This window comes from Natrinema saccharevitans, assembly GCF_001953745.1.
Taxonomy (GTDB): Archaea; Halobacteriota; Halobacteria; order Halobacteriales; family Natrialbaceae; genus Natrinema; species Natrinema saccharevitans.
The window spans coordinates 1,817,989-1,835,544 of the sequence record NZ_LWLN01000001.1; the positions used below are offsets into that span (position 1 = coordinate 1,817,989).

Sequence of the window (17,556 nt, forward strand, 5' to 3'; positions counted from 1 at the left end):
ATCTGGTATGGGTATGGACGCACTCCTGCCTGTAGCGACGCACACGGCGAGGTGGTGGCCGTGAGCGTGTCCGCGGCCGAAGCCGAGCTCACAGAGGACGAGCGCGCGGGCCTCGAACTCGTCCGCGAGTCCGGCGGCATCCACCAGAGCGACTTCTGGAAGGAACTGGACGTCTCCTCGCGCAAGGGCAGTCGAATCGTCGAGTCGCTCGTCGAGAAGGACCTGGTCGACCGGGAGGAGACCGTCTACGATGGACACAACACCTACTACATCTCGCCGACCGCCCGCGACCTGGATTTCACCCTGCTGATGGCCGGCGACATGCTCTCGCCCTTTATCGGCGAGGAGGAGGTCGACCCCAACAGCGACGCCTTCTCCCAGTGGATCATGAACCTCGCCTACGAGGAGTAGTCGGAACCGCCGCTTTTCCCCTGCAGCCACCGTTGTTCGACAGTCGCTCGAGCGCGGACGCTCGGTCGGGTTATAGTCGCTCTTGAAAGTCAATGCCCACCCGATCGCAGGACAGTATTGCGATCGGTGTGTGAATCGTTTCAAGAGCTACTATAGTCGTCGCCGTCCGAGCGGTTTCTTCCGTCAGCGCCCCGCGCCTGCGCGACGTGAGCGAACGTGACCAGCCCGATCCCGCCGACGACGTTGCCGGCGGCCGAGACGACGATCGTCTCCCCGAGCGCGCCGGAACCGATCGCCGCGTCGAAGAGGAACCCGAAGAAGACGTGGATCGCGGTGACGACCACGTGGTCGAAGGGGCCAAGCGCCAACAGGAAGCCGACGAGATAGGCCAGCGCGAGCCGGCTTCCGATGCTGTCGGCCGCCGCCAGGAGAAACGACAGGAGACTCACGAGCGCCCCGCCGACGATCGCGCTCGCGAAGATCCCCCTCGCCGGTCGGCTGACGATCCCCTCGGCGGTGCCGGACAGCGCGTGTGCCGACTCCGGCGGCAGCACCCCGTCGACGGCGAAGACGACCGCGAAGAGGAACCCACCGAGGAGGTTGAAGACGAGCGTGACCGCCCACAGGCGACCCAGCGGGAGCAACAGCCACGACCCGTCTCGAGCGGTCGCCGCCGCGACCGGATCGAAGAAGTTCTCGTTGAACAGTTCCGTGCGGCCGACGACCAGAAACACCATGCCGATACCGAAGGTGAGCGCGCCCGCTACGTGTGCGGCCTCGCCGAACTGCGGTTCGACGAGCCCGTCGACGACCCCGAGCGCGACGATGCCGAAGACGATCGTAAACCCCGCGATGAAGCTGGTCGCGGCGAGTTCGAGCAGCGACTGCTCGAGTCGCCGCTGTCCCTCGGTAACCGCCCGGTCGAATATCTCGGCGGGATCCGGTGCGACGGACACGGGCTAGTTACGGCTCGTTGATATATAAGGGCGCGACATGAACACGCCGGACTGACGACACGGCGGGGAACGGTCGGCAGGGAACCCCCGATCAGTCGTGGGGGTCGAACCGCTCGATGAGAACGAAGGGGTCGCGTTCGCGGTTGTAGTAGGGGACGTCGCCGTCCAACGCCTCGATGAGCCGCCGGTGAACCTCGCGGGCCGCTCGTCCCTCGTCGGGTTCTAAGTGGTGCTGGCCCCGCATGTCGGTCCAGAACCCGCCGTCGAGCCACAGCAGCGTTTCGTCGTTGGACTGGTAGACGACCTCGCCCTGTTCGGTCAACCCGTCGATGGCGAACTGCCGGCCGGACAGCTGTGCGCGCGCGAGGACGGCGATGAGCTGCCGGCGGGAAACCGGTGCGTGCAACGCGACGTTGTCGATCGTCTCCCCGAAATAACTCTCGACGAGGTCACACGCCCGCGAGAACTCGTCGAATTCGACCTGCTGATCCTGTGCGATTTTCATGAGTCTCCTCGAGTGAACCGTTCGGTACGCCTAGGATTGACACACGTACACAAAAATCTATCCGTCGTTCATACGGATTCCTGTCAGTCATTGCCGGCGCAACCGCGGCCCGGGCAGCGGTTGCGCCGGGACGTCGGGACAGCAGTCCGTATCAGGCGAGCGCGCTCGCGGCCCGGATCAGCCGCCGTTCGCCGAAAGCGGGGCCGATCAGCTGGAGGCCGACGGGGAGCCCGTCGGTCTCGCCGGCCGGCACCGAGATCGCGGGCAGGTCCGCGAGGTTCACCGGCACGGTGTTCGCGTCGGCGAGATACAACTGCAGCGGATCGTCGAGGCTCTCGCCGAGTTCGAACGGCGGCACCGGCATCGTCGGGCTGGCGAGGACGTCCGCCTCCGCGAGGGCCTCGTCGAAGTCCTGTTTGACCCACGCGCGGGCGTCCTGAGCCTTCTTGTAGTACTTGTCGTGATACCCCGCGGAAAGCGCGTAGGTACCCAGCAGGATTCGCCGTTTGACCTCGTCGCCGAAGCCCTCCTCGCGCGCTTTCGCGAAGGTTTCGTTCCAGTTGCCGTCGTAACCGCCCGACTGACCGTAGCGGACGCCGTCGAACCGCGCGAGGTTCGAGGAGGCCTCCGACATCGCGATCACGTAGTAGGCCTCGACCGCGTGTTCGACCGAAGGAAGCGAGACCTGGTGGTACTCCGCACCGCGGTCCTCCAAGTCGGCGATGGCGTCCCAGAACGTCTCGACGACGCCCTCGTCGGCTCCCTCGAGCAGTTCCGTCGGAACGCCGATCGAGAGCCCGTCGACGTCACCGGTCGCGGCGTCGGCGTAGTTTTCCTCGGCCTCGAGCGGCGTTTCGCGCGTCTCACGGGCGTCGCCCGTTCGACCGTCCGAGGCGCGTGGCGCCTGGCGTGTCGTCGCGTCCCGGTCGTCGCTGCCTGCGATCACGTCGAGCAGTTCGGCGGCGTCCGCGACGGTCTCGCCGAAGGGACCAATCTGCTCGAGACTGTTGCCGTAGGCGACCAGTCCGTACCGCGAGACCAGTCCGTAGGTGGGCTTGATCCCGACGACGCCGCAGAAGGCCGCGGGACAGCGGACCGAGCCGCCGGTGTCGGAGCCGAGCGCGAGGTCGGCCTCGCCGGCAGCGACGGCGGCCGCGGAACCCCCCGAGGAGCCGCCGGGGACGTGGCCGGGCGCGGCGGGGTTGTCCGTCGCGCCGAAGTGCGAGGTCTCGGTGGTCGTCCCCATACCGAACTCGTCCATGTTGGCCTTGCCGACGATGGTCGCGCCGGCCTCTTTCAGCCGCTCGACGACCGTCGCGTCGTAGGGCGGTACGTAGTCCTCGAGCATCTTCGAGCCGCAGGTCGTCCGGACGCCCGCCGTCGAGATGTTGTCCTTGACCGCGACCGTCCGACCGGCGAGCGGGCCGTCGTCGGCTCCCTCGATTCGCTCCGCGGTGATGAAAATGTCGTCGGACATGGTTACGAGACGTTCGGCCCCTTGAAGTAGCCGTCCTCGGTTTCCGGCGCGTTCCGGAGCGCGTCCTCGCTGTCGAGCGAAGTGCGTTCCTCGTCGGGCCGCATCACGTTCGCGAGTTCGGCGTCCCGATCGACTGCCGGCACCTCGTCTAGGGTCTCGAAGTACTCGAGGATGTCCGCGAACTGCCCGGTGAACCGGTCGACCTCCTCGTCGTCGAGGTCGACGCGGGCCAGCTCCGCGACGTGGCGGACCTCCTCGGGACTGACGGCGTCGTCGCTCATACGTGGTCAGACCGGCCTCCGGAGAGTAAGGGTTTCGATACCGCGGGGCCGTCGAACCGTCCGCCGACCGCCGCCCGCCGCGGACTCGGCGGCGATCCAAGCATTTAAGTGACAGGATTCCGTTATATGGGGTGCGAGAACGTTTTCCAGCCACCGGTACCCGTCCGCTGACAATGACAGATACGCCCATCCGTACCCGAAGCGACGAGCCCTGCCAGACCGAGCCCGAGGCATCGACCGAGATCGCCGACGAGCGTACCGAGTGTCCCGAGTGTGGCGGCCGTCTCGTCTCGGACGACGAACGCGCCGAGACGGTCTGTACGGACTGTGGCCTCGTCGTCGAGGAAGACGAGATCGACCGCGGCCCCGAGTGGCGGGCCTTCGACGCCGCCGAAAAGGACGAGAAGTCCCGCGTCGGCGCGCCGACGACCAACATGATGCACGACCAGGGGCTCTCGACCAACATCGGCTGGCAGGACAAAGACGCCTACGGCCGCTCGCTCTCGAACCGCCAGCGCGAGAAGATGCAGCGCCTACGAACCTGGAACGAGCGCTTTCGAACCCGCAACTCCAAGGAGCGCAACCTCAAGCAGGCGCTGGGCGAGATCGATCGGATGGCCTCCGCGCTCGGTCTGCCCGACACCGTCCGCGAAACGTCGAGCGTGATCTACCGGCGCGCCCTCGAGGAGGATCTGCTGCCGGGCCGCTCGATCGAGGGCGTCGCGACCGCGTCGTTGTACGCCGCCGCCCGACAGGCCGGCACGCCCCGCAGTCTCGACGAAATCGCCGCCGTCTCCCGCGTCGCCAAAGCCGAGATCGCCCGCACCTACCGGTACGTCGTCCGAGAACTCGGCCTCGAGGTCCAGCCGGCCGATCCCGAGAGCTACGTCCCCCGGTTCGCCAGCGACCTCGATCTCTCCGACGAGACCGAACACCGCGCCCGCGACCTCCTGTCGACGGCCAAGGAACGCGGCGTCCACAGCGGCAAGTCCCCGGTCGGCCTCGCCGCGGCCGCCGTCTACGCCGCCGCACTCCTGACCAACGAGAAGGTCACCCAGAACGACGTCAGCGACGTCGCCAGCATCTCCGAGGTCACTATCCGGAACCGCTACAAGGAACTGCTCGAGGCCGACGGCGGTACGCCGGCCTGAGCGGCGTCGCAGCCGGCGGTCAATCCGTGATTGTCGCGTTCCAACACTATCTTACTCGCCGAACAGTCACGAGAATGATATTTTAATGGGTTGATACTCAAAGGCGGTCGTCGCGACCGTGGCGGTATGCACTGTGACAACTGCGATTCCGACACGGTCGCGTACACGCTGACGACCTACGTCGAACCGGACGGACGGGAGTCGGTCGAACTCCACTTCTGCTCGACCGACTGTCTCCACGTCTGGACCTGACGCGCTCTACTGCCGGGCGAACCGACGGTCGGCGTCACGCGCACAAAGCCGTCTGCGTCGATACCGGTCCGAACGGAGGACTCGAGCGCGATCGACCCGAACCGATATATCCGCTCTCGGTGGAAGCGAAGACATGAAACCACACGGGAGCGCTTCGAACGCGGCGCTCGAGGCGGCCGTTCCGTCGGTCGAACTGCGCTCGAGTCGCCGACCGGTCAACGGGGTCGACCTGCACGTCGTCGCCGCCGGCGAGGAGTCGGCGCCGCTGGTGGTCTTGCTCCACGGGTTCCCCGAGTTCTGGTACGGCTGGCGGCGGGTGATCGGGCCGCTCGTCGAGGCCGGCTATCGGGTCGTCGTCCCGGATCAGCGCGGCTACAACCGAAGCGAGAAACCCGCCGGCGTCGGCTCCTACCGGCTCGCCGAACTGACGCGGGACGTGGTCGAACTGATCGGGACCGAGGACCGCGAACGGGCGGCCGTCGTCGGCCACGACTGGGGCGGCATGGTCGCATGGTCGGTCGCGGCCCGCCACCCCGAGGTCGTCGACCGACTGACTATCGCGAACGCCCCGCATCCGACCGCCTACCGCCGCCAGCTCCTGTCGAACCCGGCGCAGTTGCGCCGGAGCTGGTACGCCCTCTCGTTTCAGTTGCCGTGGCTTCCCGAACGCGTCGCCCGGTACGACGACTACCGCGCCCTCGAGCGAGCCCTTCGCGGGACGGCCACACCGGACGCGTTCCGCGACGACGAACTGGCTCGCTACCGCCGCGCCTGGGACCGAGAGGGAGCGCTGACGTCGATGCTGAACTGGTATCGAGCGGCCGCTCGGTATCCGCCCCGGATGCCGACCGACTCGATCGAGCCGCCGACGCTCGTCGTCTGGGGCGAGGACGACGTCGCGCTCGTCCCCTCGCTGGCGGTCGACAGCGCGATGCTGTGTGCCGACGGTCGGCTCGAATTGCTCCCGGAGACGAGCCACTGGGTTCCCCACGAAGCGCCGGCGCGACTCACCGACGAAATCCTCGGACAGCTGGCTGATTGACCGGCCCCGTCGGTACCGGGCGCCGACCGGACGGACGGAACACGTTCGGGAGAGGAACCGCATCCGACGGGCGCGTCGGTCCGACCGAGTCGCTCCGTGCCGGATCACCGGCGATCCCGGCCCGTCCCGTCGGTCCGCGCGGCGCTCGAGGACTATAGTAGCTCTTGAAAGTCAATGCACATCCGATCGCAGGACAGCGTTGTGATCGGTGTGTAAATAGTTTCAAGAGCTACTATAGCATGATCGAATCCCGCAGTCGGTCGGCCGAATCGTCGCCGAACCGTTCGTCCTGTCGTTGGCCGTCGTCGACGCGCTCGTCGTCGCCGTTCCTCGGCGGCGCATCGCCTGAGTTCCTGCTGATCAACGCCGCCTTCGGACTCGGTTTTATTCTCCCGTGGCGGCTGGCGGTGACGGGCGGCTACCGTTGGCGGTCGGACCGCGAGTCATCTACCCACGGCTAAAACCGTGGGCTTGAGCGTGGGATTCCCCTTCTGCCGACAGTGTGTCGTAGGCCCCGTCACTACCGCTACTGTTCCGTCGCTATCCATTCCTCGCTACTCGAGACGAGTACCAACTGGTCGGTGACGTCCTCGATCGTGTCTACCAACTCGTCGAACAGGTGGGCGAACCGGTGGAGCATCCACGGGTCCGAACGGCTCTCGTCCGAAAACGCGTCGGCGATGAGATCGTTTCGGAGTTCATCGCAGGCGCTCTCGGCGGTACGGACCGTCTCTATCTCCGCCACGATGGACCCGGATTCGGTGGGTGAACAGAGCAGGCGGGCAAACGTCGCCATGGCCTGACTGAGGGCCTCCATCGCCGACGCCGCACACTCGACCATCTCCTCGTACCGCCGGAAATGGGTCTCGGGCGGCGACGGGGCGATCGTCAGCAACTCCTCCGCGATCTTTTCGGCGGCGTTTGCGATGTCGTCGACCCGCTGGTACAGCCTGATGATCTGCGTGGAGTTCAAGTGGATACGCGTGTTCCGGAGCCCGATGTCCCTGGCAGTCGCGTTCGTGATGAGCGCGCTAATCCGTCGATTGGTCCGATCGCACTCGCTTTCGCGGGTGCGGATCTCGTCGACGGTCTCCCGATAGTCCCGTTCGGCCAGATAGTCGTCGAGCAGTGTCCCGACGAGAGTGACGCATTCTGTAACTCCGTCAATATATAGGTTCGTCTCAGTAATAAGTTCGCTGTCCAGCGTCTTTCCAGCCATCGCTTCGAGGTATCGTGGTGATTAAAAGTAGGTTGATATTTTCTCTATATACGACTCCATAGGGACGGCGCACTCGTCGCGGCGTTCGACTGCACCGTCCGATCGACGACCTACGCCTCGGACACCGACGCCACGGACCGCCGGTACCGTCGCAGCGTTTCGCCGTCCCCGTCGCGGAGCGCGCGGAGGATTCCCACCGCGCCGGCGGCGGCGAACCCGCGGGCGAGCGTCCCCGACAGCGGCGGCGCGGTCTCGTCGCCGGTCGCGACGACGTAGTAGCCGACGTACCCGGGCAAGAGCGCGTGCGCACACGGTGAAAAAAGTATAGCGATGCCGGCACCGAGGGCGAACGCCACGGTACCGTGGCGTTCGCCGCTCGTCACGTCACCCACCCCCGACGGCGTCGATCGCCGATTGGATCTCGTCGGCCGAGTTACGCCCGCGACCGACGGGCCGCCGACGGCGATGGTCGCGCCGAGGAGGACCTGGACGGGGAAGAGAACGAGCGCACAGCCGAGACCGGTCACGCGACGGCCGACCGCAACCCGGCGAGCGGCGAGCCCGGACGCGAGAACGAGGCAGCCGGCCACGAGCGCCGCCACGCGATGGCCCCAGTAGAGGTAGGTGGTGCCGGTGGCCGAGCCGACGATCGGATCGGTCGAACAGGTCGGCCACGCGCTGCAGGCGACCGCGCTATCGGTCGTCGAGACGGCGGTCCCGAGCGCGACGAGGACGTACGCCGCGATCACCGTTGCTGTCAGCAGGTCCGCGAACCGTCGTCGACTGTGTTCAGCTGTCATCCGTAGGTAAACTCCCGGCCGTTCCCGTCCCCGTTTCCGTGGCCTCTCGATCGGTCAGTTACTCGATCCGCCCGTCGCCCGACGGCGTTAGACACGCCAGATGACGGTCACGACGTCGTCGTCGCGTTCGACCGCCTCGTAGCTGTAGCCGCGGCCGTCCAGCTTCGGGAAGAGGAACTGGGGAACGCGGTCGTTTCGCTGGACGAGAACCGTCTCGTCGGGCAGGTCGACGAGCGTCTCGAGCGTCCGCTGGAGCGGCTCCGGCGGCCCGGCCGACCGGGCGGCCCGATCGGGCCGCCACTTTCGGGAACGTCGCGACGAACTCGTCGGGTGCGACCCGTTCGACCTCATAGCCGTCGGCGTCGAAGCTCTCGACTTCGGCGTCGAACTCGTAGAACAACGGCTTGGGTTCGTGACCGTTGACGATCGTCAGCGTTTCGCCCGGCTCGAGGGCCGCGAACTCGTCGTGGATGGTCGGATGGCGGTTCGCCGGCGGGACGTCCCTGACGTCGAGTCGCGTCATGCGATCCGTACTCGGGTCGAGTCCCGTATCGACGTGTGCACGAATGCGTTCGCCCAGCTTTCGAGGACGGAGCCACGAGATCTACGCGTGTTCGATGTTGACGTGCCAGACGCTGCGCTCCCGTTTTTCGCTCTCGTGGGTGAACCCGCGATCGTCGAGGACCTCGTAGAGCGGCTCCGACTCGAGCGGGGCGATCAGCCGGAGCCGTTGTTCAGCCTCCAGTTCCTCGAGGGCGGCCATGATGTCGTCGAACGGCTGTCCATCGATTTCGCGGACGTCGAGCGTTTGTTCGGCTGATTCGGTCGCGATCGAGCTCACGTTCCGCCCGTGGATCGGTGGTCGTTCGTCCGAACGTGTTCGGCCCGACGACCTTCCCACGCGGTAGGAAGTGGGCGAACATATTCGTAGCCACCGCGATATAGATTCGAACGGAACACGTTCGTATGGCCCAAGCAACACTCAGTCTCACGATGCCCGAGGAGGTCTGGATCCACCAGATATCGACAGACTACCCCGAGTCGACCTTCCGGGTGCTGGCCGCCGTCCCCGGCTCCGAGTCCGGGTTCGCTCTCGTCCGGATCGCCGGCTCGTCGGTGCCGGAGGTGATCGAGGACATGAACGATCACCCCCAGCTTACCGAACTCACGCTGGCCCAGTGGAGCGACGACGAGGCGACGGTCCACTTCGAGACGACGGCGCCGCTGTTGCTGTTCTCCTCTCGAGAGTCGGGGATGCCCATCGAGTTGCCGGTCGAGATTCAGGACGGCGAGGCGAAGATCGAGGTGACCGGCTCCCGAGAGCGACTCGCAGGACTCGCCGAACAACTCGAACACTTCGGGCTCCAGTACCGGATCGAACACGTCCGCGAACGGCTCCACGAGAGCCAACTGCTCTCCGAGCGCCAACTCGAGGTCGTCATCGCCGCGGTCGACGAGGGCTACTACGACACCCCGCGGTGCTGTTCGCTGACCGATCTGGCCGGTCACCTGGACATCGCCAAGTCGACCTGCAGCGAGACGCTCCACCGGGCCGAGGGGGCGATCGTCAAGCGGTTCGTCGAGGATTTCTCGGGACTCGACGACGAGGAGGAACTCGAGGAGCAACTCGCGACCAGCTAAGTCATCGGTCTCTGTCCGCGCGCGGTCCGGGCCTCCGCGGCTCGATGGAGTTGCTAATATAGCACACCCTATATATACCTACGAACATGGTCGTATTGATTCTCAGGCGTTGGAAATTGGCTTGATGCTTCATCCGAGTAGGGTTGTGAGTGCCGGAGTGAGGATCCACAAATGAACGATTTGAAGTGCATGCCGTCGAGTAGCCCCGGCATGACACCAGTGTCATATCCAGAGGTGTTCTGATCTAATGAGTACGGACGACGAATCATTCCACCCGCTCGGCGAGGAGTGGGAAGACGAACTCGAGACGATGCTCGACGATACCGAGTACGACAGCGAACTCGGTATGGAGATGGCCCAGGACGCGATGCGGGTCACGAAGGGCGAACTCTCCGAGGCCGAATTCCACGACCGCTATCACGAGGAGGTCATGGAGGAGTTCGGCGAGGACGAACGCCCGACCAAGGAAGCCTACGAGGCGGCCCAAGAGGAGGCGAAAGGCACCGTCTCCAACATGCTCAGTCGGTTCGATGGCGACGGCGAGGAGACCCGTCGCGAGACGATGAAGAAGATGGGTGTCGGCGCTGCGGCCGTCGGGATGGGCGCGTTCGGGACCGCTGCGGACGGTCCCGGACAGAGCCTCGCGGCGGAAGAGGGACCCCGACAGGAGACCACCGAGGAGAGCGACACCCAGTGGGGGATGACGATCGACCTCGATCGTTGTGACGGCTGTCTCTCCTGTATGACCGCCTGTTCTCAGGAGAACGACGTCGATAAGGGGGTCAACTGGATGTACGTCATGGCCTGGGAGGACGAGAACCACTCCGGTGCCAGCGACGGCGAGAACACCGATACCAGTAGCCAGTTCAACCGACTCAGCGACTACAACATGCTCGTGCGGCCGTGCCAGCACTGCACGGACGCCCCCTGCGAGAAGGTCTGTCCGACCACGGCTCGCCACACCCGCGACAAGGACGGGCTCGTCCTGACCGACTACGACGTCTGTATCGGTTGTCGGTACTGTCAGGTCGCCTGTCCCTACGGCGTCAACTACTTCCAGTGGGACGACCCCGACGTCGCATACGAGGATATCGACGGCCTCGAGGATCCCGAGGACCCCGACGAGATCACCCACGCCGAGTACGAACACGGCGAGCGCTGGGTCGACAGCCGCGCGCCCCGTGGTGTGATGAGCAAGTGTACGATGTGTCCGTCCATGCAGGACGGCAAACAGGGCGATGACAAGATCGGAACGACCGCGTGCGAAACGGCCTGTCCGCCGGACGCGATCCAGTTCGGGAACGTCAAGGACGAGCGCAGCGACCCCTCCCAGCACCGCGAGTACCCGACCAAGAGCCGCGCGGTGATCGACATCAACGCCGACGTTCCGTCGGCGGACGTCGTCGACGAAAACGTCAGCGACGGCGACAGCCTCGAGGACGCCATCGAGGCGATCGACAGCACCGAAAACGCGGAGCTCGACGAGACCATGGTTTCGGTCGCGAAGGCGATCGAGATTCAAAGCCGGGATGCCGAAACCGAGCCCGGCGACGAGGAGAACAACAGCATCCTCGAGCAGCAACAGGCGGTCCTCGAGTTCGTCACCGCGCTCGAGGAGTACGTCGACCTCGAGAGCGAGAGCGCCCGCGAGACGCTGGATCTGGACCAGGTAGACGATCTCGAGAGCGCCGCCCAGATCCGACTCGAGCAGTACGCCGGCGACCCGAGTTCGTTCCAGTTGCTCGAAGATATCGGGACGAACCCGAACATCACGTATCTCGGAACTCAGCCCGGACCGGAGGCCCATCAGGTCGAAGGGCCGACCAAGTACGAGGACGTCGACTTGCTCGACAAGCGCCAGGAATACCTCGACAACGAGACGGTCGGTGACGCAGGGGTGAGACTATGAGTACGAAAGAGCCGTCAGAGGAGGACATCCTGCGACCGATCAATACGTTCACGAACAAGTACATCGCTCTGTACGGCATCTCCGCGCTCGCTCTGGTCGCCTTCCTCGTCGCGTGGGCCTACCAGCTCCAACAGGGCCTGATCGTCACCGGCCTCGGCGACTGGGGGACCGGCGGCGGTTCGACCTGGGGCCTGTACATCGGCGCGTTCATCTGGTGGGTCGGGATCGCTCACGGCGGTATCATTCTCTCGGCGGCCGTCCGCCTGCTGGGGATGGACCGGTACATGCCGGTCGCCCGCCTCGCCGAGATGCTGACCATCGCCGGACTCTCCGCGGCCGGCTTCTACATTCTGGTCCACATGGGTCGCCCGGACCGGATGGTCACCAGCGTTATCGGCCACTACCACATCACGGTCAACAACTCGCCGCTGGTGTGGGACGTGACCGTCATCACGGCCTACTTCGTGATGACCGCGACCTACCTCGGTCTGACGCTTCGCTACGACGTGAGTCGACTGCGCGACGACCTCCCGTCTCATTTCGAACCGGTCTACAAGCTCCTGACTCTGGGCTACTCCAAGAAAGAAGACGAGATCATCGAGCGGATGGTCTGGTGGCTCGCGGCCGCGGTCATCATCATGGCACCGCTCCTGCTTCACGGCGGCGTCATTCCGTGGCTGTTCGCCCTGCTGCCGGCGATGCCGGCCTGGAGCGGTGCGATCCAGGGGCCGCAGTTCCTCTCGATCGCCCTCACCTCGGCGATCAGTGGCGTGATCCTCATCGCGTACGCGTTCCGTCGCGCCTACGACTGGGATCACATCTTCACCGACGACATCTTCCGCGGCCTCCTGCTATGGCTCGGGTTCTTCTGCCTGCTGTTCCTGTGGTTCCAGCTGCAGCAGGTCATCAACGGCGTCTTCCTCGGCCCGACTTCCAGTGCGATTTCGACCGAGGCAAAGATCGCCCACCCGCTGTATCAGCTCTCGATGGGGCTCGTCTTCGCGACGCTCGTCTACATCTTCGTCCAGGGCATCCGACCCGCTCTGTTCTCGAAGGGACGAGCCGTCGCCGCCGGCCTCGTCGTGCTGACCGCGACCTTCATCGAGAAACTGCTGTTCGTCGTCGAGGGCTTCCTGCACCCCGTCTTCGACATCTACGCCGCGACGCCCGGGGAATACTTCCCGAGCGCGATCGAGTGGCTCTCGCTGGCCGGGACGATCGGCATGGTGGTACTTATATTCCTCAACCTCTCGAAGCTAGTCCCGGTGGTCGAACTGCACGCGATCGAACACCTGCGTGGCGATCACGCACACGATGACGACGCGACCGAACCGGAGGTGGAAGCATGAGCTCGGCGCTCCCGCTCGACCTCCTGTACCACGGCTACGACGGCACGGCCGGCTTCACCGGCTTCGCCAACGAAGGGACCTGGATCATCTTCGCCGTGATCCTGGTGCCGATCTACGTCATGATCGCGGCCTGGTTCCTCGGCGAGCCCCGCGATACGAAGTCCGGACTGATGGGCGTCGGCTATCTCGTCGGTCTGACGACGTCGATGTGGGTCGGGATGTTCATCCTGACCCTGCTGATCGGGTTCGTCTTCTACGGCGGCTTGCCCGAGCCGTTCAGCAGTGTCGGCCCGCCGTAACGAGTCGAACCGCGTTCGAACACCCGGTTTCGTTTTTTGTGCGCGAATCTTCGCCCTCGAGCGACGGCTCCGATGGCCGAACCATCACACGTATCCCGTTCGATCCCCTTTATTCGCAGCACACAGCCACAATGAGCATCACTGAACACGAACTCGAAATCAAACTCGAGGGAGTCGAAGATCCCGACATCGGCGAGGACATCGTCTCGCTGGGGCTGGTCAACGACGTCCGGATCGAAGACGAGACCGCTCGGATCTCGCTGGCCTTTAACGCGCCGTACGCGCCGTCCGAACTGGAGCTTGGCAACCGGGTCCGTGAGGTCATCGAAGACGCCGGCCTCGAGCCCGACCTGCGGGCACACGTCGACGAGGAACACGGCTTCGATCAGGAGGTTCTCCCGCGGGTTCGCAACGTCATCGCCGTCTCCTCGGGGAAAGGCGGCGTCGGCAAGACGACGGTCGCGGCCAACCTCGCGGCCGGCCTCCAGAAACGCGGCGCGATGGTCGGACTGCTCGACGCCGACATCCACGGGCCGAACGTCCCCCAGATTCTGCCGGTCGAGAGCGACCCCGGCGTCACGCCCAACGAGGAGATCGTCCCGCCGCGATCGGACGGCGTTCGCGTCATCAGCATGGGGATGATGATGGAAGACGAGGACGACCCGGCGATCCTCCGGGGGCCGATGGTCAACAAGTTCATGATGAAGTTCCTCGAGGGCGTCGAGTGGGGTCGGCTGGACTACCTCATCGTCGACCTGCCGCCGGGGACCGGTGACGCGACGCTGAACCTGCTGCAGTCGATGCCGGTGACCGGATCGGTCGTCGTCACGACGCCCCAGGAGATGGCCCTGGACGACACCCGCAAGGGGATCCAGATGTTCAACAAACACGACACGCCGGTGCTGGGCGTCGTCGAGAACATGAGTTCGTTCGTCTGTCCGTCCTGTGGCGACCAGCACGGACTGTTCGGGACCGGCGGGGCCGACACCATCGTCGACAGGTACGACGTGCCGCTGCTGGGTCGGATCCCGATCCACCCCGACTTCGGGGCCGACGGCAGCGAAGGGGCCCTCGTCAAGGACGACGACAGCGAGGTCCAGGACTCCCTCGAGGACGTCGTCGGCGAGATCGCCGACCGGATCGGCGAGCAGAACCGCCGCAAAGTCTCGGAGAACGTCACCCACGAACCGACGAACAAACTGCCGACCGAGACGGAAGACTGAACCCTCACCGGTCGCGGTCGTCGCCCGGCGCGTCGACTTCTATCGGGGCCGTTCCCCGAGCGTTATAGTGTGGTCGAGCGAAGGAGTTCACATGCTCGATAGCTACGCCGAATCGATCGCCGACCTCGAGCCGGGAGCCGGCGAGATCGAGACCGCCGAACTGGTCGTCAGCGACGACGTCCTAGTGAAGGCCTTCGCCCTCGGTCCGGGTGCGGAACTCGAGGCCCACGACCACGCCGACAGCACGAACGTCTTTCACGTCCTCGAGGGGACGGTGACCGTCGTACAGGGCGAGGAACGCGAAGCGATCGACGCGCCCGGCGTCGTCCACCACGAGCGCGGCGTCGACCACGGGGCGAGAAACGAGACCGGCGAGACGGTGATCTTCACCGCGAGCCTCTGTCCGCTGCCGTCCTAATTCTCGTCGCGGGCGGTCGGGCCGTCCGAACACAGCGCGGCGACGTACTTGTCGACGTGATCGTCGATCCGGCGCTTGTAGCCGGCCTGCCGGGCGAGTCGGTCGAGTTCGCGGGCGACGAGGCTGCCGTACTGGACGGCTTTCTTGTCCCGCTCAGCGACCTCGGCCGGGAGGTACTCGGCCGCGACCCGACGGAAGCCGCGTTTCCGTTCGTCCGCGTCGGCCAGTAGCTCGTCGGGCAGCCGAAGCGCCGCCTCGACCACGGCGTCGTGGAGGAACGGGGCGACGGGCTCGAGCCCGGTCGCTTCGATCGTCAACACGTCTCGCGGGAGCTGATCGGGGAGGCTCCGGATCCCCTCCCGGACGGCCCCCCGGACCGTCTCGGCCTCGACCCGGTGGTCGAGTCGGACGACCTTCTCGTAGCCGCCGAACAGTTCGTCCGCGCCCTGTCCGACCGCGAGCGCGTCGAACCCGTCGGCGGCGACCCGCTCGCCGACCAGATACAGCGGCAGGGCGATCTGGATGTCCATCGCGTTCGTCCGCCCGGTCGCCCGCACGACCTCCGGCACCGCCCGCTCGAGGTCTGCGGGCTCGAGTTCGACGACCGTCAGGTCCCGGCCCATCGCGTCGGCGGCCGTCCGCGCGGCTTCGACGTCGTGGCTGTCGGGGAAGCCGACGACGTACAGCGGCGCGTCGAGCAGTTCGGCGACCAGCGCCGAGTCGACCCCGCCGGAGAAGGCGACTGCGATATCGCGGTCGTCGCCAAGCGCGGCGTCGGCCGCCGTCTCGACCGCCCGCTCGAGGGCCGCGAGGGCCCGCTCGGGGGCGCGCGGCTCGGGATCGGGCAGGGACCAGTACGATTCCGGCTCGGGAAGCGGATCGGCGGCGGATGCGGCCGCGCCGGCCGGGAAGCGGACGGGCTCGGCGAGCGAGGCGGGCTCGAACGCCCACGTCCGCTCCTCGCCCGCGGACTCGTCGGCGTCGACGAACAGCGGCTCGCGACCGAGGACGTCGCGGACGAGGCGGCCGTCGACGCGCCCGGCGAACCCGGATCCACCGGGCAGCGGGTCGGTCCGCTCGATGGCGTCGCGGACGATCGTTCGGTCGCCGCGCAGGTCATCGGTCATCGGAGGATACTCAGAACGCGGTTCAGTCGTCGCGTGACGCCGCCGGCGAACTGTTGGACGCTGATCCGCCACGGCGTTCGCTTCCCCTCGACGGTCGTCCGGCCGTCGGCGATGGCCGCGAGGATCGCGTCGGCCGAGCGTTCGTCGGCGTCGACCCGGGTGACCGCCTGTCCGACCATCTCGCTGATGTGGGCGTCGCTGCCGGCGGTCATCGGTAGCTCCCGCGACCGAGCGTAGCGCTCTGCCTGTCGGTTCGCACGGCCGGTAAACAGCCGCGAGTTGTAGACCTCGATCGCGTCGCCACGCGCGAGCTGTTCCCGAGAAATACGAGCCATGACGCCGTGTCGAGCCTCCTGAAACGGATGCGGGATCACCGCGAGCCCGCCCTGAGCGTGGATCGCCTCGAGCGTCGACTCGAAGGACAGTCCCGGCGGGACCGCCTCTTTCAGGCCCAGACCCAGCACGTGGCCGGCCTTGCTCGAGATTTCCATGCCCGGAATGCCGACCAGTCCGTACTCGGGGGCCAGTTCGGCGGCTTCGAGGCTCGCGTCGATCTCGTCGTGGTCCGTCACGGCGATCGCGTCCAGCCCGACTGCCTCGGCCTGCTCTAAGATGAGCTCGACCGGGTCGCGACCGTCGTAGGACAGCGACGAGTGCGTGTGGAGTTCGACCGACAGCACGACCGTACGTTTAGGCGGCCTGATCAAAAACGACTCGATTAGCCGTGCGACTCGAGCCACGGCTACGGATGTCCGTCGAGACGGAACCCGAGTGGATTCGAAGCCGAGCGAAAGCGAAAATAGCGCGTTCGATCAGTCGAGGCCGGAGAGTGTCTGTGCGGAGCGAACGCGACGCCGCGTTACTCCCCTGCGTGGTGAATGTCGACCGTCACTTCGTTCTCGAGGTTATCGAGGATGGGCGAACTCGCGTGTGCCGCCTCTCGTACCGCTTCGAGTTCCGCTGTCGACGCGGGCGACTCGATGTGTGCAGTACACTCGATGTGATCGAAACCCGGCCGGACGTCGTCGGCGAGCCCGAGGAGGCCGCGCATGTCGGCACGGCCTTCGAACTCGAGGCGGATCTCGGAAATCTCGATATCCCGCTTTGCGCCGTGGGCGGCGTAGGTAATCGTCAGACAGGTCCCAAGCGAGGACAGCAACTGCTCGAGTGCGTTCGGTGCGTCACGATGGCCGAACAACGCACCTTCCATGGTGAACTCGGGCGAGTCGACGAGCGTGCCTCCTTTCTCGATCTCACTGACGGTTGTTTCACACGTCGTCTCGCCCGTCCACTCCGTTTCTGCGAAAAACCGGAACGCCGCGTTTTCCGGGTCGTCTTCGGCAGCGGCGGTGAGCTGTTCGAACTTCTCCATCTCGATTCCGTTTTTCAGAGTCATGCAAATACTGTCCAATACTATGTGGTGCTGTCCTGATTATAAACCCGGCGGAAATCAACATAATTTCCGAATGAGATGAGACAGCTATACTCGACGTACA

Annotated in this window: 21 protein-coding genes and 1 pseudogene; 10 read left to right on the forward strand and 12 right to left on the reverse strand. The window is 65.7% G+C overall.

Annotation, left to right across the window (positions count from 1 at the left end; genetic code table 11):
- Positions 1-60: 60 nt before the first annotated feature.
- Positions 61-411: a helix-turn-helix transcriptional regulator gene (locus A6E15_RS09210; protein WP_076148278.1), complete on the forward strand. Its 351-nt coding sequence runs from the start codon at positions 61-63 to the stop codon at positions 409-411.
- Positions 412-551: 140 nt separating this feature from the next.
- Here A6E15_RS09210 and A6E15_RS09215 read toward each other — a convergent pair whose 3' ends face one another.
- From A6E15_RS09215 to gatC, 4 genes are all read right to left on the reverse strand, one after another.
- A complete protein-coding gene (locus tag A6E15_RS09215) occupies positions 552-1,367 on the reverse strand; it encodes a formate/nitrite transporter family protein (RefSeq protein WP_076145695.1) in 816 nt (271 codons plus the stop codon).
- A 91-nt stretch (positions 1,368-1,458) separates the two neighbouring features.
- Positions 1,459-1,872 carry a hypothetical protein gene (locus tag A6E15_RS09220; RefSeq protein ID WP_076145697.1) on the reverse strand — a complete coding sequence of 138 codons (414 nt, stop codon included), beginning with the start codon at positions 1,870-1,872 and terminating at the stop codon, positions 1,459-1,461.
- Positions 1,873-2,023: 151 nt separating this feature from the next.
- Positions 2,024-3,349 (reverse strand): Asp-tRNA(Asn)/Glu-tRNA(Gln) amidotransferase subunit GatA, encoded by a 1,326-nt coding sequence (gatA, locus tag A6E15_RS09225; RefSeq protein WP_076145699.1) that lies wholly within the window; start codon positions 3,347-3,349, stop codon positions 2,024-2,026.
- Positions 3,350-3,351: 2 nt separating this feature from the next.
- Positions 3,352-3,630 (reverse strand): Asp-tRNA(Asn)/Glu-tRNA(Gln) amidotransferase subunit GatC, encoded by a 279-nt coding sequence (gene gatC / locus A6E15_RS09230; RefSeq protein ID WP_076145701.1) that lies wholly within the window; start codon positions 3,628-3,630, stop codon positions 3,352-3,354.
- A 173-nt stretch (positions 3,631-3,803) separates the two neighbouring features.
- Here gatC and A6E15_RS09235 point away from each other — a divergent pair, with 173 nt between their 5' ends.
- The 3 genes from A6E15_RS09235 (at position 3,804) to A6E15_RS09240 (ending at position 6,075) form a co-directional block, all read left to right on the forward strand.
- Positions 3,804-4,781: a transcription initiation factor IIB gene (locus A6E15_RS09235; RefSeq protein WP_076145703.1), complete on the forward strand. Its 978-nt coding sequence runs from the start codon at positions 3,804-3,806 to the stop codon at positions 4,779-4,781.
- Positions 4,782-4,907: 126 nt separating this feature from the next.
- Positions 4,908-5,033: a hypothetical protein gene (locus A6E15_RS21685; protein WP_277612910.1), complete on the forward strand. Its 126-nt coding sequence runs from the start codon at positions 4,908-4,910 to the stop codon at positions 5,031-5,033.
- A gap of 133 nt (positions 5,034-5,166) precedes the next feature.
- Positions 5,167-6,075, forward strand: a complete 909-nt coding sequence (locus tag A6E15_RS09240) for an alpha/beta fold hydrolase (protein ID WP_076145705.1) — start codon at positions 5,167-5,169, stop codon at positions 6,073-6,075.
- A gap of 526 nt (positions 6,076-6,601) precedes the next feature.
- On the opposite strand, the gene A6E15_RS09250 is transcribed toward A6E15_RS09240, so the two are convergent.
- The 5 genes and pseudogenes from A6E15_RS09250 to A6E15_RS09275 all read right to left on the reverse strand — a co-directional run bounded on the left by A6E15_RS09250 (position 6,602) and on the right by A6E15_RS09275 (position 8,926).
- On the reverse strand, positions 6,602-7,294 hold the full coding sequence (locus A6E15_RS09250) for a DUF47 domain-containing protein (protein ID WP_076145708.1): 693 nt from the start codon (positions 7,292-7,294) through the stop codon (positions 6,602-6,604).
- A gap of 110 nt (positions 7,295-7,404) precedes the next feature.
- A complete protein-coding gene (locus A6E15_RS21885; RefSeq protein ID WP_394329270.1) occupies positions 7,405-8,094 on the reverse strand; it encodes a COX15/CtaA family protein in 690 nt (229 codons plus the stop codon).
- An 87-nt stretch (positions 8,095-8,181) separates the two neighbouring features.
- Positions 8,182-8,445: a DUF2249 domain-containing protein gene (locus A6E15_RS09265; protein WP_076145710.1), complete on the reverse strand. Its 264-nt coding sequence runs from the start codon at positions 8,443-8,445 to the stop codon at positions 8,182-8,184.
- Positions 8,387-8,617: pseudogene (locus tag A6E15_RS09270) on the reverse strand (DUF2249 domain-containing protein); the annotation flags it as partial. The pseudogene A6E15_RS09270 and the gene A6E15_RS09265, both read right to left, overlap by 59 nt.
- 81 nt (positions 8,618-8,698) lie before the next feature.
- On the reverse strand, positions 8,699-8,926 hold the full coding sequence (locus A6E15_RS09275; RefSeq protein ID WP_076148279.1) for a DUF2249 domain-containing protein: 228 nt from the start codon (positions 8,924-8,926) through the stop codon (positions 8,699-8,701).
- Positions 8,927-9,060: 134 nt separating this feature from the next.
- On the opposite strand from A6E15_RS09275, the gene A6E15_RS09280 reads away from it, so the two are divergent.
- From A6E15_RS09280 to A6E15_RS09305, 6 genes are all read left to right on the forward strand, one after another.
- Positions 9,061-9,735: a helix-turn-helix domain-containing protein gene (locus tag A6E15_RS09280; protein ID WP_076145711.1), complete on the forward strand. Its 675-nt coding sequence runs from the start codon at positions 9,061-9,063 to the stop codon at positions 9,733-9,735.
- A gap of 247 nt (positions 9,736-9,982) precedes the next feature.
- Entirely contained in the window at positions 9,983-11,644 is a 1,662-nt protein-coding gene (locus A6E15_RS09285) for a 4Fe-4S ferredoxin N-terminal domain-containing protein (protein WP_076145713.1), read from the forward strand.
- Positions 11,641-12,993: an NrfD/PsrC family molybdoenzyme membrane anchor subunit gene (gene nrfD / locus A6E15_RS09290; RefSeq protein WP_076145714.1), complete on the forward strand. Its 1,353-nt coding sequence runs from the start codon at positions 11,641-11,643 to the stop codon at positions 12,991-12,993. Before A6E15_RS09285 ends, nrfD begins: the two co-directional genes overlap by 4 nt.
- Positions 12,990-13,292: a hypothetical protein gene (locus A6E15_RS09295; RefSeq protein ID WP_076145716.1), complete on the forward strand. Its 303-nt coding sequence runs from the start codon at positions 12,990-12,992 to the stop codon at positions 13,290-13,292. The genes nrfD and A6E15_RS09295 overlap by 4 nt, the downstream gene beginning before the upstream one ends.
- Before the next feature lie 131 nt (positions 13,293-13,423).
- The gene (locus A6E15_RS09300) at positions 13,424-14,515 is read left to right on the forward strand and encodes an Mrp/NBP35 family ATP-binding protein (RefSeq protein WP_076145718.1); all 1,092 of its coding nucleotides are present in this window, start codon (positions 13,424-13,426) and stop codon (positions 14,513-14,515) included.
- A gap of 91 nt (positions 14,516-14,606) precedes the next feature.
- Positions 14,607-14,933: a cupin domain-containing protein gene (locus A6E15_RS09305; protein ID WP_076145719.1), complete on the forward strand. Its 327-nt coding sequence runs from the start codon at positions 14,607-14,609 to the stop codon at positions 14,931-14,933.
- On the opposite strand, the gene A6E15_RS09310 is transcribed toward A6E15_RS09305, so the two are convergent.
- The 3 genes from A6E15_RS09310 to A6E15_RS09320 all read right to left on the reverse strand — a co-directional run bounded on the left by A6E15_RS09310 (position 14,930) and on the right by A6E15_RS09320 (position 17,456).
- Positions 14,930-16,060, reverse strand: coding sequence for an asparagine synthase C-terminal domain-containing protein (locus A6E15_RS09310; RefSeq protein WP_076145721.1), 1,131 nt, complete (start codon positions 16,058-16,060; stop codon positions 14,930-14,932). The two genes, A6E15_RS09305 and A6E15_RS09310, sit on opposite strands and share 4 nt — an antisense overlap.
- Positions 16,057-16,740: a PHP domain-containing protein gene (locus A6E15_RS09315; RefSeq protein ID WP_076145723.1), complete on the reverse strand. Its 684-nt coding sequence runs from the start codon at positions 16,738-16,740 to the stop codon at positions 16,057-16,059. The genes A6E15_RS09310 and A6E15_RS09315 overlap by 4 nt, the downstream gene beginning before the upstream one ends.
- A gap of 179 nt (positions 16,741-16,919) precedes the next feature.
- Positions 16,920-17,456, reverse strand: coding sequence for an OsmC family protein (locus A6E15_RS09320; protein ID WP_076145724.1), 537 nt, complete (start codon positions 17,454-17,456; stop codon positions 16,920-16,922).
- Between the last annotated feature and the right edge of the window lie 100 nt (positions 17,457-17,556).

Coding starts and splice junctions, on each gene's coding strand:
- A6E15_RS09220 (WP_076145697.1), bottom strand. CDS start 1,872: ATGAAAATCGCACAGGATCAGCAGGTCGAATTCGACGAGTTCTCGCGG.
- gatA (WP_076145699.1), bottom strand. CDS start 3,349: ATGTCCGACGACATTTTCATCACCGCGGAGCGAATCGAGGGAGCCGAC.
- gatC (WP_076145701.1), bottom strand. CDS start 3,630: ATGAGCGACGACGCCGTCAGTCCCGAGGAGGTCCGCCACGTCGCGGAG.
- A6E15_RS09235 (WP_076145703.1), top strand. CDS start 3,804: ATGACAGATACGCCCATCCGTACCCGAAGCGACGAGCCCTGCCAGACC.
- A6E15_RS21685 (WP_277612910.1), top strand. CDS start 4,908: ATGCACTGTGACAACTGCGATTCCGACACGGTCGCGTACACGCTGACG.
- A6E15_RS09240 (WP_076145705.1), top strand. CDS start 5,167: ATGAAACCACACGGGAGCGCTTCGAACGCGGCGCTCGAGGCGGCCGTT.
- A6E15_RS09250 (WP_076145708.1), bottom strand. CDS start 7,294: ATGGCTGGAAAGACGCTGGACAGCGAACTTATTACTGAGACGAACCTA.
- A6E15_RS21885 (WP_394329270.1), bottom strand. CDS start 8,094: ATGACAGCTGAACACAGTCGACGACGGTTCGCGGACCTGCTGACAGCA.
- A6E15_RS09265 (WP_076145710.1), bottom strand. CDS start 8,445: ATGAGGTCGAACGGGTCGCACCCGACGAGTTCGTCGCGACGTTCCCGA.
- A6E15_RS09280 (WP_076145711.1), top strand. CDS start 9,061: ATGGCCCAAGCAACACTCAGTCTCACGATGCCCGAGGAGGTCTGGATC.
- A6E15_RS09285 (WP_076145713.1), top strand. CDS start 9,983: ATGAGTACGGACGACGAATCATTCCACCCGCTCGGCGAGGAGTGGGAA.
- nrfD (WP_076145714.1), top strand. CDS start 11,641: ATGAGTACGAAAGAGCCGTCAGAGGAGGACATCCTGCGACCGATCAAT.
- A6E15_RS09295 (WP_076145716.1), top strand. CDS start 12,990: ATGAGCTCGGCGCTCCCGCTCGACCTCCTGTACCACGGCTACGACGGC.
- A6E15_RS09300 (WP_076145718.1), top strand. CDS start 13,424: ATGAGCATCACTGAACACGAACTCGAAATCAAACTCGAGGGAGTCGAA.
- A6E15_RS09305 (WP_076145719.1), top strand. CDS start 14,607: ATGCTCGATAGCTACGCCGAATCGATCGCCGACCTCGAGCCGGGAGCC.
- A6E15_RS09310 (WP_076145721.1), bottom strand. CDS start 16,060: ATGACCGATGACCTGCGCGGCGACCGAACGATCGTCCGCGACGCCATC.
- A6E15_RS09320 (WP_076145724.1), bottom strand. CDS start 17,456: ATGACTCTGAAAAACGGAATCGAGATGGAGAAGTTCGAACAGCTCACC.